This is a genomic window from Pedobacter sp. AJM, from assembly GCF_002197755.1.
GTDB lineage: Bacteria > Bacteroidota > Bacteroidia > Sphingobacteriales > Sphingobacteriaceae > Pedobacter.
In genome coordinates, this window is sequence record NZ_NHOT01000013.1 from 38,811 (window position 1) to 51,948 (window position 13,138).

The following is a 13,138-nucleotide window of genomic DNA, read 5'->3' on the forward strand; positions in this document are numbered from 1 at the left end:
ATATTTTAATATTTAAATACTTTTCCGTTTGCCATTACCTCTTGGCTGCCTTCATCAAAAACTGATTTTGCCCCGGTTCTAACCGCCGCGTTGGTCATGATGTTGGCAATGGAGTGTGAATAACCGGCTTCTACAGGCGCATTTGGTGTTTTACGGCTTCGTACGCACTCCATCCAATTCCGCATATGTCCTGATGTTAAGCTATCGCCACCCATATTGGCACCGGTTGCGGCTTTAATTTCAGTTTTAGACAAGTCGAATTCAGGTAAAAGATTGGCTTTCATTCCCATTGCTGCGGCTTCCTGTTTCCTTAGCCCACCCTTTGGTGATACTTTATTGGTCATGAGGTTTAACTCGCCTCCATTTGAATAGTAGACTTCACCCACATCGCCCACGCTATTTTGCATTCGTGAAGTAAACGTAACCTGAAAACCATCTTCTGAATCGGGTTGGCCATAATCAAACACCGCCACCATTGAATCCCAGTTTCTGCGGCCGTCTTTCCAGGTGTAAATGCCACCATTTGCCACCACGCTGCGTGGATGTTTTAAATTGGTAAACCAGTGCACGGTATCAATCTGGTGCGACATCCATTGCCCCGGCATTCCGGATGAATAAGGCCAGAATAACCGATACTCCAGGTATTTTCTTGGGTCAAAAGCTTCAGCAGGACGATTCAATAAAAAGCGTTTCCAGTCGGTATCTTCCTGTTTAAGCCTCGATACCAGATCAGGCCTTCTCCACCTGCCGGGCTGATTCACATTCCACACCAAATCCACCGCAGTGATAGGCCCGAATTTTCCATCCTGGATATACTTGGCTGCATTGGCATAATTTTCTCCGCTCCTGCGCTGAGAGCCCATCTGAACGATCCTGTCTGTTGCCTTTACCGCTTTAAGTGCAGCTTTCGCGTCATCCATGGTTTCAGCAAAGGGCTTTTCAACATAGGCATCGCAATTGGCTTTCACTGCCTCTATGGTATGCAAGGCATGTTGAAAATCGGCTGTACTGATGATCACCGCATCCAAATCCTTCATCGCATAAAGCTCATCATTATTGCGGCAAGCTTTAATATCATGCCCGAATTTTTCTTTTAAATGCGCAATTCCTAAATCCCTGCGGTAATTCCAGAGATCGGAAAGCCCGACCATATCGAAGTTTAATTCTTGGTGATGATTTAGGAAACAAGGCAGTAAAGTATCTTTAAAACGGTCAGAGAAACCAACCACACCCACACGAACACGATCGTTGGCACCAATAATTCGTCCGTAACTTTTAGCGCTCATCCCCATCGTGCCGGCATAGGTAGCCGCAGCAAAAATGGCCGATTGCCTGATAAATTTTCTTCTGGAGTTTTCCATACAATGTTAAATATTTAGCAAGTGTGTGTGATTAATGGGTATAAACGTCTTCAATTTGTTTGGTTAAATACTGAAAGCAAAATGCCATTTGCGCTGCAGAATAATTATTCCCTGCTTCAACGAATATGGGGCCTTTGTAATTTGCGGTTTTTAAGGCCCGCAAATAAGGCCTGAAATCATCGCCCTTGATGCCGGGTAAGGTACGCTCCGCCACTTCTGCTATTTCACAATGAACCAGTAAGTCTTTGGCGTCAACAATGCTTTGCGGTGATTCACCTTCCCGCTTCATATGGAAAATATCTGCATTGAGTCTAAAATTTGGATGATTAACCCGTCTGACTACTTCCGCAGCAGATTTTACGCTGGTCAGAAAATTGGTTTCTTTGCTTTGCAAGTTTTCAAGCGCGATTTTAATGTTATATTTTTTAGCGGTTGCTGCAATTTTTTTCCCTAATAAAACAAATTCTTTCTTTGCTTTATCAATATCATAATCATCGGGCAGCCTGCGTGCGGCACCACTCCCTAAAACAATTACGCTCACTTTTGCCTGCTGTGCCCTGAAAAATAAACTATCTACATAGCCCAATACCACCTGCTCCTGAACATCCGGACCAGCTATTTTCATTTTTCCTGGAAACATGACATTACACATATAGAGCTTACATTTGGCTTTTTTGATGAGTTCGAGATTTTGCTTAAATTTTTCTTCGGATAAGGACGGAGAGATCATTCTGCCCACCGATTCACCAAACAATTTAAAACCGGAGGCCGATGTTACACTATCCTTTTCTATGGGGGCCACAAGACCTAGTGGAATGAATGTTTGGTTAGCCGATTGAAAACTGAATATGACAGGCGCAAGAAAAAACAACAGGATTAAGTTTTTCAATCTCATTTTTGTTAAATTGATCATTCTGCTAACAAAATAATATAAAATTGCAGGTACTGATTTAAATTTGGTTAGAAAGCTAAAGCCTTTTAATGACCCCAATTTAAGACTTTTATAGCAGAGATTGGGAAAGCTTTTGGTAACATTTTAGAAACGGGCATTAAAGTAAGCATCTGCTCTGCTCCGGCTGCTGATTTTAGTTGGGCATTTTAGTAAAACGAAAAGCCCTTTAGAAATGATTTTCTAAAGGGCATATCTAAACCTGAGCGGTTTATTTTATCTATCCCAGCATGGCCAGGCTTTCTTCAATGATTTTAATTTTTGCTTCCGCATCAGCTTTTTTATTACGTTCATTCGCAATAATTTCTGGTTTCGCATTTTGTACGAAGCGTTCGTTGCTTAACTTCGCATCAACTGATTTTAGGAAACCCTGCAGATAAATCAAATCAGCATTTAGCCGGATGCGTTCTGCCGCTACATCAATATTTTCCGAAAGCGGAATAAAAAACTCATCCTTCCCCGCCATAAATGCTGTTGCGCCGGCAATTTTATCATTTACAATTTCAGCTTCAGCAACATTTCCAAGTTTGAAAACAATATTTAGCCATTTCTCATAGTCGATATCCGAATTCACTTTTAAACACAATGGCAATGCTTCTTTCGGAGAGATTTGTTTCTGGTTGCGTACATTTCTGATTTCGGCAATCACCGTTTTAATCACTTCCGCATCTTTCAGCAATTTCTCATCAATATGGCCACCTTTTGGATATTCAGCAACGATGCAGCAATCCAGTTCACCGCGTTCAGCAAACAAATCATCATGCCACAGTTCTTCGGTAATGAAAGGCATATTTGGGTGCAGTAATTTGATAATCTGTTCAAAGAAGGCAACAGTAGCCTGATAACTCTCCGCGTCTATGGGTTGCTGATAAGCCGGCTTAACCATTTCTAAATACCAGGCACAGAAATCATCCCAAACCAGTTTATAGGTGATCATTAAAGCTTCCGATAAACGGTATTGCTTAAAGTTGGCTTCTATCTCTACCAAAGCTTCGTTGAAACGATTTTCGAACCAGGAAATCGCCTGTGTATTGGGATTTTCTAAATTTTCATCCACTTCCCAGCCCTTTACCAGGCGGAAGGCATTCCATATTTTAGAGGCAAAATTGCGCCCCTGTTCGCAGTAGCTTTCATCAAACATTAAATCGTTACCTGCCGGTGATGACATTAACATCCCTACACGAACGGCATCGGCACCATATTTTTCAATCAGCCCAATCGGATCAGGAGAGTTACCTAATGATTTAGACATTTTGCGACCTAACTTATCGCGAACGATCCCCGTTAAGTACACATTGGTAAATGGTTTTTTACCCATAAACTCATGTCCGGCCATGATCATCCGGGCCACCCAAAAGAACAAAATTTCCGGGGCGGTAACCAGGTCATTGGTAGGATAATAGTAATTGATATCTTTATTTTCAGGATTTTTAAACCCGTCAAATACAGAAATCGGCCATAACCAGGAAGAAAACCAGGTATCCATGACATCTTCATCCTGTTTAATAAACGGCTCCAGCTGATGTTTAAAACCAGCCTTATCTGCTTCCACACCACCATCATCTAAATGCTTTTTCTTCCAGAACTCTTCTAAAGCTTCGTCTTTGGTTTTGGCAACCACCCAGTTTCCTTTGTCATCATACCAGGCCGGAATTTGTTGTCCCCACCAAAGCTGACGGGAAATATTCCAGTCGCGAACATTTTCCATCCAGTGGCGGTACGTATTTTCAAATTTATTCGGAATCAGGTTAACTTCGCCATTTAAAACATCATCCAATGCCGGCTGCGCCATTTCTTTCATCTTTACAAACCACTGCATGGAAAGTTTAGGCTCAATGGCAGCATCAGTACGCTCAGAAAAGCCTACCTGCGATTTATAATCTTCAACCTTATCCAGATGCCCTGCCTCTTCCAGCATTTTGGCAATCTTTTTACGGGCTACAAACCGGTCTTCACCTACCAGGATCACGGCCAGTTCATTTAAGGTACCATCATCATTTAAAATATCGGTAACCGGCAAATGGTGTTTTACACCCAGTTCGTAATCGTTTAAATCATGTGCCGGAGTAACTTTTAAGCAACCAGTACCAAATTCAATATCTACATAATCATCTTCAATTACTGGAATTTCATGATTAACCAGTGGAACAAAAACTTTTTTCCCTTTTAAATGTGTAAAACGCTCATCGTTAGGATTAATACAAATGGCCGCATCAGCCATAATCGTCTCCGGACGCGTAGTGGCAACAATCAGATAGTCGGGAGTCGACAGTCCTGAGTCTGAAGTCTTGTCATCAACAATGGTATAGCGAATGTAATACAGCTTTTGATTAACCTCCTTACGGATCACTTCCTCATCAGATACGGCAGTTTTACCAGCAGGATCCCAGTTAACCATACGGATGCCACGATAAATCCAGCCTTTTTTGTACAGATGGATAAACGAATCAATTACAGCCTCAGAAAGATCTTCTTCCATGGTAAAGCGTGTACGGTCCCAGTCGCAGCTTGCACCAAGTTTTTTCAGTTGCTCCAGGATAATGCCTCCGTATTTTTCTTTCCATTCCCAGGCATATTTTAAGAATTCCTCGCGTGAAAGGTCTTTTTTATCAATACCCTGTTCCCTTAACATGGCCACAACTTTCGCCTCGGTAGCAATAGATGCATGATCTGTTCCAGGAACCCAGCAGGCATTTTTGCCCTGCATACGTGCTTTACGAATCAGTACATCCTGAATCGTATTGTTCAGCATATGCCCCATGTGCAATACTCCAGTCACATTTGGTGGCGGAATGACGATGGTATAAGGCTCGCGTTCATCAGGCTCTGAATGAAAAAATTTTTTCGATAGCCAGTAGCTATACCATTTATCTTCTGTTTCTGCAGGATTATACTTAGTGGAAATGCTCATGAAAAATTAATATAAAAGCCCAAAAATAGCTAATTAAGCGCAAAGCTAAAAGATTAAAGCGGAAAGATAAATGCAGAAACTGAGTTACAGCGCATGATCTTCATTAAAAAATATTTCTTTACAAGTGAAATCGTTTAAAACAAGAATTGAAAACTTCATATTTAAATTCATTTTCTACTAGTTCAAATCATTATAACCTGCTTAAAATCTCAATAAAAATTAGAAATTTTGTAAATGAGTAAATTCAACTGGCATTCCGAAACCTTAACTGATCAAACGATAATTACGAAAGATTTTAAAAATACACAAAACGTAAGGCGTTATTTCCAGTCACATTTTGGAGAAAACTGGAAAAACAATCGAATCTTTATGAATTGGTTTAAAGAGAACGAAGGAAAGACATTAAAAGAAGCAGTTGATGAATTTAGAAAGCGAAATAATTAATTCTTATCGGATGAAAGGAAAATTAAGTGATTGCAATACAACATTACGATTAAATCTTTAGACTTCGGATTAATCCAAATCACTAAAAACATCATCCAATGCCAGTTCAAAGCCTGGTAAAACTGTTGAAGATACTTTTTCGCTCAGAGAATATATTTTTGAGGGTTGAAATTTGCCAAACTCATTTAAGGTATAGATCAAAATACTTTGATCACTTTGGCTCACCACCCAGTATTCTTTTACACCAAACTCCTGGTAAACCTGATATTTGTGTAATAACTCTACCTTGGTATTTCCTGGAGAAAGGATTTCTACAATTAAATCAGGTGCACCAACACAACCCCGCTCATCCAGTTTACTTTTATCGCAGACCACACAAATATCTGGCTGCAATACGGTAAGCACGTCTTTATCTTCTTTACTTTCCTTTGGAAATCGGACGTCGAAAGGTGCAGCATAAACTTTACACGATTTACTTTTTAAAAAATTAGCAATCGGATTGAAAATATTTCCGGAAATTTCCTGATGAACCCTTGAAGGCGCAGGACTCATCTTAAAGATCTTACCTCTAATGAGCTCTACCCGATCATGAAAAAGCCAGTTTAAATAATTCGCGTAGCTGTATGTTAATGATGCATCAATATCATTGAGTTCATGAACAGGCTCTTCATGTAAATCTGGATATGGAACAGGCTTATTCATAACCAAATATACTAAAATTTGTAGTATGCAAAAAAATAATGAAAGTGCTTTTCAGTTTTCTCCTGTTGTTTTTTAATGGGTTAATCCAGGTCGTGGAACACATCATCCAATTCGAGTTCAAAGCCTGGTAAAACTGTTGAAGTGACTCTTTCGCTTAAAGTAAATAGCTTAGAAGGTTCAAATTTACCTAAATCATTAAGGGTATAGATCAAAATACTTTGATCACTTTGGCTCACCACCCAGTATTCTTTTACACCAAACTCCTGGTAAACCTGATATTTATGCAATAACTCTACCTTGGTATTTCCGGGAGAAAGGATTTCTACAATCAAATCAGGTGCACCGATACAACCCCGATCGTCCAGCTTACTTTTATCGCAGACCACACAAATATCTGGCTGCAATACGGTAAAAACATCTTTATCTTGTTTACTTTCCTTTGGAAATCGGACGTCGAAAGGTGCAGCATAAACCTCACAAGATTTATTTTTTAAAAAATTCACCAATGGATTAGAAATCCTGATTGATATTTTTTGATGTATGCGTGATGGCGCAGGACTCATCTTAAAGATTTTACCTTTAATGAGCTCTACCCGATCATGAAAAAGCCAGTTTAAATAATTTGCATAACTATACGTTAATGATGCATCAATATCATTGAGTTCATGGACAGGCTCATCATGTAAATCCGGATATGGAACTGGCTTATTCATAACCAAATATACTAATTTTTATAGTAAATTAAAACTTCATTTTCTGAATCCTGACGGCATTTAAAATGGCCAGCAAAGCTACTCCAACATCCGCAAAAACAGCTTCCCACATGGTTGCAATACCACCTGCACCTAAAATTAACACCAATGCCTTAACTGCAAATGCCAATGTAATATTCTGAACAACTACATTTTTGGTTGCCTTACCAATTTTTATAGCAGTTACAATTTTTGAAGGCTGATCAGTCTGAATCACTACATCAGCCGTTTCAATAGCCGCATCACTACCCATTGCCCCCATAGCAATACCAATATCACTAATGGCCAAAACAGGTGTATCATTGATTCCATCGCCTACAAACGCCACTGTTCTGGTTTTATCTTTTTTAATTTCTTCCAGCCTGGCTACCTTATCTTCAGGAAGCAGATCACCATAAAAAGATTTTATACCTAAAAGGCCTGCTACATTTTTTACAATTGAAATTTTATCACCACTCAGCATCACCACCTGGTTTACGCCATTGGCGTAAAGTTGTTTGATCGCTTCGGCGGCATCTTCCTTAATTTCATCTGCAATCACAACATAGCCGGCATATTTTCCATCTACGGCCATCAGTACAATACTTTCTTCAATGGCTTTTATTTCCAAATCAAAAGCGATGTGATACTTCTCTAACAACCTAACATTCCCGGCCAAAACTTCACTTCCGTTTACCCGTCCTTTTAATCCCATTCCGGCAATTTCCTCAATGCTTTCTGCAGGGCGAATTTCTTTTGCACCGGCATAAGCTACTATTGCTTTAGCAATGGGATGCGTAGATTTTGCTTCCAGCGCCACTAAATAACTCAAAAAGTCTTCCTCAGCAAGGCTTGATTTTATTTTCTGAACCTGAAAAATCCCCTTAGTGAGGGTTCCGGTTTTATCCATCACCACCGTGTTTAATTTTGTAATCAGGTCCAGAAAATTAGAGCCTTTAAACAAAATCCCATGAGATGAGGCGGCACCAATACCACCGAAATAACCAAGCGGAATAGAAATAACCAATGCACAGGGACAGGAAATAACCAGAAAAACCAATGCACGATATAGCCAGGTCTGAAAATGATATTCGTTCCCTAAAATTAAAATAGGAATAAGCACCAAAGCAAGGGCTAAGAAGAAAACAATTGGGGTATAAACTTTCGCAAATTTTCTGATGAATAATTCGGTTTTTGCTTTGCGGGCGGTGGCATTCTGCACCATCTCTAAAATCCGTGAAAGTGCACTGTCAGCAAAAATTTTGGTAACGGTGATCTCAATTACCATGTCCAGATTCAGCATGCCGGCCAAAACGCTTTCCCCTTTATAAATGGTTTTTGGTTTGCTCTCCCCGGTTAATGCCGCCGTATTAAAGCTGCTTTTTTCGGTCAGCATTTTTCCATCCAAAGGAATCTTCTCCCCTGCTTTAATCTGAATGGTTTCGCCAACCAACACCTCCTCAGGATCAATGCTTTCATATTTTCCATTCCGAAACACATGTGCAATATCGGCACGAACATCCAGCAGGGCAGAAATATTTCTTTTTGCACGGTTTACCGCAGCCATTTGAAACAACTCACCTATGGTGTAGAAAAGCATAACGGTAACACCCTCGGGATATTCACCAATGGCAAAGGCACCGATGGTGGCGATAGACATGAGTGAAAACTCTGTAAAAAAATCCCCGGCTTTAAATGTTTCCCAAACCTCCCGTAAAACAGGAATGCCTACGGGCAAATAAGCCACGATGTACCAGTAAGGACGAATGATCTGAAAAGCCTCTACTTTAAAAAGGTTATCGAAAGCAATGCCGCTAAGCAACATCACCAGCGTAACAATAGCTGGCAGATAAGTCTTAAATGCAGAGGCATCGCCACCATGGTTATGGTCATGATCATCACCATCTTCAGGCAAGTGATCATGATCGTGGCGGGGTTTAGACTTGGCTTTACTACTACAGCAACTATCTTCATGATCGTGGATATGACTCATTATTATTCTATCTTGATGTTAATGCCTGCAAAAAAGATATGGGTAACAACAAACGATAATGTCTCGTAACCTCCATTTCATATCTTTCAACAACCGGCAACCAAATTTAGAGAAAATTAAATGCTTTATACTGAATCATTCTAGATAGTGTTTTTTTTGACAAGCACACAATAAATAATGTTAAAAAATGTTAATACTGTATTAAAGATTGAAAATCATGAAATCTATTAAAATCACATTTTCAGCATCCGAAATTATCCGACGTCTGGGTCTGGCAAAAATTTATTATTGGTTCAACAAGTAATATTCTTGGTATATTGTTTCAGGATTAATTAGTATTTCATAAATTTCGCAGTAATAACTAACTGATTAAAGCGAATGAAATACCAAAATCTGAAAACATATTTTGCCGCCCTGGGTATAGTTGCTGCCGGCCTTTCTGCCAATGCACAAACCACCAGAAAATTTATTGATCCGGCAAATATGGATTTATCTGTAAAACCAGGCGATGATTTTTACACCTATGCGAGTGGCAACTGGATTAAAAACAACCCTGTTCCGGCCAAAGAAACGAGATGGGGTTCTTTTAATGAACTTCGCGATTTCAATATCAATGCCGTAAAAACTTTAGTAGAAGATGCAGCCGCTGATAAATCTGCACCTGCGGGTTCAGTTAAACGCCGCGTGGGCGATTTTTTTGCCGCTGCTATGGATACTGTAGCCATTGAAAAGCTGGGCTATACGCCTATCAAGGCAGATCTGGAGAAAATCAACCAGATCAAAGATATTCAGGGCGTTCTTGACCAAGTGGCTTACATGCGGGTAAGTGGCATTGCTAGTCCGATGTTTGGTGTAGGCGTAGGGCAGGATCGCAAAAACGTGAGCAAATATATGGTAAACATCGGTCAGGGCGGTACCACTTTGCCAGATCGTGATTACTATCTGAAAGATGACACTAGAAGTGTTAAAATCCGTGAGGCTTACAACACTTATATGACTACCCTGTTTAGCTTAACCGGAAGTGATGTAGAAGCGGCAAAACAAAAGGCTGCTACCGTTTTCAAAATTGAAAAACAACTGGCAGAAGCACAAATGAGCCGGATGGAAATGCGTGATCCATATGCTACTTATAATAAACTTACCGTAAGCGACCTTAATAAAAAAACACCAGATATTAACTGGTCTGCCTTTTTACCAAAATTTCAAATTAAAGCGCAGGATACCGTTTTAGTCTCGTCACCTAAATTTTTAACCAGTTTAGATGGAATGCTTAAATCGGTTCCATTGGCAGATTGGAAAACTTATTTACAGTGGAATGTATTGAAAAATTCAGCAGGCAGCTTAAGTTCTCCATTTGTAAAAGCCAGTTTCGCATTTACACAGGCACAAACTGGACAGAAAGTACAGACCCCACGCTGGCAGCGCATGTCATCTCTAACAGATGGCACCATTGGTGAGCTTTTAGGTCAGCTTTATGTAGCGAAATATTTTAAACCGGAGGCAAAAGCCCGCATGGATGCCATGATTGTGAACCTGCGCAAGGCCTTCGAAATCAGAATTAACGGACTGGAATGGATGAGCGCAGAAACCAAGCAAAAAGCTTTGGAAAAACTTGCGGCATTTAAACCAAAAGTAGGTTATACCACCAAGTGGGAAACTTATACCGGCTTAGATATTAAAAGAGATACTTATTTCCAGAATTTACGCAATGCAAGCATCTGGAGTTATAATGAAAATATCAACAGATTAGGGAAGCCAGTTGACCGTAACCGTTTCGGGATGACACCTCCTACAGTTAATGCTTCCTATAGCCCTACCATGAATGATATTACTTTCCCGGCAGGAATTTTACAGTTTCCATTTTTCGATCCTAATGCTGACGATGCTGTAAATTATGGTGGAATTGGTGCCGTAATCGGACACGAGATGAGCCACGGTTTTGATGATAGCGGAAGCCAGTATGATGCTCAGGGTAACCTGAAAAACTGGTGGACTGCTGAAGACAAGGCTAAATTTGATGCAAAAACCAAAGCATTGGGCGAGCAGTTTGATGCTTATACGGTTTTAGACACTGTTCATGTAATCGGTAAATTAACCATGGGTGAAAACATTGGCGATTTAGGCGGCTTGAACGCTGCTTATACAGCCTTTAAAATGACCAAACAAGGTCAGGGCAATGAGAAAATTGATGGGTTTACGCCAGATCAGCGTTTCTTCCTTTCATGGGCGCAGGTTTGGAGAGGTAACATCTTACCTGAAACTGCAGCACAGCTGATCAAAACAGACCCGCATTCACCTGGTCCTTACCGTACCATTGGTGCACCAGTTAACATGGATGCCTGGTACACGGCGTTTGACGTAAAACCTGGTGATAAATTATATAAAAAACCAGAAGACAGAATCAGAATGTGGTAAATTCAGGTGAAGAGCTGAAAGGTAGAAAACCTAAGGCTATCCCTCATTTGAACTAAAACGATCCACACTATTCATTCATATATTATTGCGAACGCTCCTACAATTATGGGAGCGTTTCGCTTTATTATTCATGGAGATTTAATTTAGGTAAAACTAAAATCCATGAGAATCATTATATCTTTGATAAAATAAATGCATCCATCTTCAACCATGAAAGGTAAAATCAAATTAGTTTCATTAATCGCTTTAAGCCTGTTCTCATTTAATCTTTCCGCTCAAAATAAATTGATCAGTTTAGACAAACTCATTAATAAAACTGACCCTGCCTGGCCATTGGTTCAAAAGTGGATTGATTCTGCTAAAAATAAAGTGGAAGTTTTGCCTGTTGATTCATCCAAAGCGAAAGAAGTATTGTATAATGCACAGATGACGACATATGCTACGCTCGGATCAGTCATTTACAACACTGGCGGTATTATGGTAGATAATGGCTGGATCAGGATCATGGGTTCAGGCAGCGAAAGGTTAACACGCAACATTGCCGAATGGAATAAAGGGAAAACCATTAAAGAATACGGAGACAACGTTCCCTATCTGTTAATTGCAGATGATGCCGTAGGTGGTTTCTTCGCTATTAATTATGGTGGCTTAGGCCCTGATGTTAAAAACGTATATTACCTGGAACCCAATACGCTAACCTGGCAGCCACTTGGTGCCGGCTACGGTGAATTTCTGATTTTTTGCTTCGATAGTGACCTTTCTAAATTTTATAAAGGTTTACGCTGGAGCTCCTGGGATCAGTTTATTGGCAACTTAGCCGATACCAAAACTTACAGCTTCAGGCCTTATCTGTGGGAACAAGGCACGGATATTGAAAAGTGCACCAGAAAACTCGTAGGAATTGAAGAAATGTACAATTTCAATATTATGAAATCTAAAGAGTTGAATGCAGATAAAGGAATAAAGAAAGACGAAACGAAGAAAGACGCAGCGAAGCAATAAACTTGATCCCTATTGCGATGAAATAAAATTAAAAACCATTGAACATGCCATCAACTTTATCCTTTTCAAGAAGGCATGCACACTGGTTACATCAGGGCACTTAAAAAGCGGGTTTAAGTTAACTATATTTTGCCTGCGTTTTCTTGGGCAGCTTAGCCAAAACCATCGCACGTGAATCGGCAACCCTCGCTTTTAGTTCCTGATCATTAAAAACCTCCAGATTTTCAACCATAATCCACTGTCTTTTTGCCAGATGATAAGCTTGAGCAATTCCATCTCTTGCTGTTAATTCATCGAAATCTTCGGGGTTGCATTTAATCGAAAACCGGCATCCCTCATCAATGGCAATGATGATGTAGATTTTTTCTTCGATCATAAAACACAAATGATCCCATTTCATTCCCTCAGTTGTACCAGGCAAACTTAAGCAGTATTCTCTAAAAGATTCAATGTTCATGGGGTGATTAGGTGATTAGGTGATTAGGTGATTAGGTGATTAGGTGATTAGGTGATTAGGTGATTAGGTGAAACTAGAATAGAAAGTACTATGTTTGCATGATCATAAATTTTTGATTTACGAAAATAATAAATTTTGAACTATTATCTTAAACTCGTTAATCCACATCATCC

10 protein-coding genes are annotated in these 13,138 nt (G+C 39.9%); 3 read left to right on the top strand and 7 right to left on the bottom strand.

Annotated elements, in window-relative coordinates:
- Positions 1–5 precede the first annotated feature (5 nt).
- The 3 genes from CBW18_RS18645 to CBW18_RS18655 form a co-directional block, all read right to left on the bottom strand.
- A complete protein-coding gene (locus CBW18_RS18645; RefSeq protein ID WP_088302895.1) occupies positions 6–1,361 on the bottom strand; it encodes a Gfo/Idh/MocA family protein in 1,356 nt (451 codons plus the stop codon).
- A 31-nt stretch (positions 1,362–1,392) separates the two neighbouring features.
- On the bottom strand, positions 1,393–2,256 hold the full coding sequence (locus CBW18_RS18650) for a sugar phosphate isomerase/epimerase (protein ID WP_172406578.1): 864 nt from the start codon (positions 2,254–2,256) through the stop codon (positions 1,393–1,395).
- Between the two features lie 274 nt (positions 2,257–2,530).
- Positions 2,531–5,221: a valine--tRNA ligase gene (locus CBW18_RS18655; protein WP_088302897.1), complete on the bottom strand. Its 2,691-nt coding sequence runs from the start codon at positions 5,219–5,221 to the stop codon at positions 2,531–2,533.
- Positions 5,222–5,455: 234 nt separating this feature from the next.
- On the opposite strand from CBW18_RS18655, the gene CBW18_RS18660 reads away from it, so the two are divergent.
- A complete protein-coding gene (locus CBW18_RS18660; RefSeq protein WP_088302898.1) occupies positions 5,456–5,665 on the top strand; it encodes a DUF6434 domain-containing protein in 210 nt (69 codons plus the stop codon).
- Between the two features lie 69 nt (positions 5,666–5,734).
- Here the strand turns inward: CBW18_RS18660 and CBW18_RS18665 are convergent, their stop codons facing one another.
- The 3 genes from CBW18_RS18665 to CBW18_RS18675 form a co-directional block, all read right to left on the bottom strand.
- Positions 5,735–6,367, bottom strand: a complete 633-nt coding sequence (locus tag CBW18_RS18665) for a Uma2 family endonuclease (RefSeq protein ID WP_088302899.1) — start codon at positions 6,365–6,367, stop codon at positions 5,735–5,737.
- An 80-nt stretch (positions 6,368–6,447) separates the two neighbouring features.
- Complete coding sequence (locus CBW18_RS18670) at positions 6,448–7,080, bottom strand: Uma2 family endonuclease (protein ID WP_088302900.1); 633 nt, start codon at positions 7,078–7,080, stop codon at positions 6,448–6,450.
- Positions 7,081–7,108: 28 nt separating this feature from the next.
- Entirely contained in the window at positions 7,109–9,091 is a 1,983-nt protein-coding gene (locus tag CBW18_RS18675; protein ID WP_172406579.1) for a heavy metal translocating P-type ATPase, read from the bottom strand.
- A gap of 378 nt (positions 9,092–9,469) precedes the next feature.
- Here CBW18_RS18675 and CBW18_RS18680 point away from each other — a divergent pair, with 378 nt between their 5' ends.
- Both CBW18_RS18680 and CBW18_RS18685 read left to right on the top strand, forming a co-directional pair.
- On the top strand, positions 9,470–11,506 hold the full coding sequence (locus tag CBW18_RS18680) for a M13 family metallopeptidase (RefSeq protein ID WP_088302901.1): 2,037 nt from the start codon (positions 9,470–9,472) through the stop codon (positions 11,504–11,506).
- A 210-nt stretch (positions 11,507–11,716) separates the two neighbouring features.
- Positions 11,717–12,508 (top strand): DUF2625 family protein, encoded by a 792-nt coding sequence (locus tag CBW18_RS18685; protein ID WP_172406580.1) that lies wholly within the window; start codon positions 11,717–11,719, stop codon positions 12,506–12,508.
- Between the two features lie 118 nt (positions 12,509–12,626).
- On the opposite strand, the gene CBW18_RS18690 is transcribed toward CBW18_RS18685, so the two are convergent.
- Positions 12,627–12,965 carry an MmcQ/YjbR family DNA-binding protein gene (locus tag CBW18_RS18690; RefSeq protein WP_088302902.1) on the bottom strand — a complete coding sequence of 113 codons (339 nt, stop codon included), beginning with the start codon at positions 12,963–12,965 and terminating at the stop codon, positions 12,627–12,629.
- Positions 12,966–13,138 lie beyond the last annotated feature (173 nt).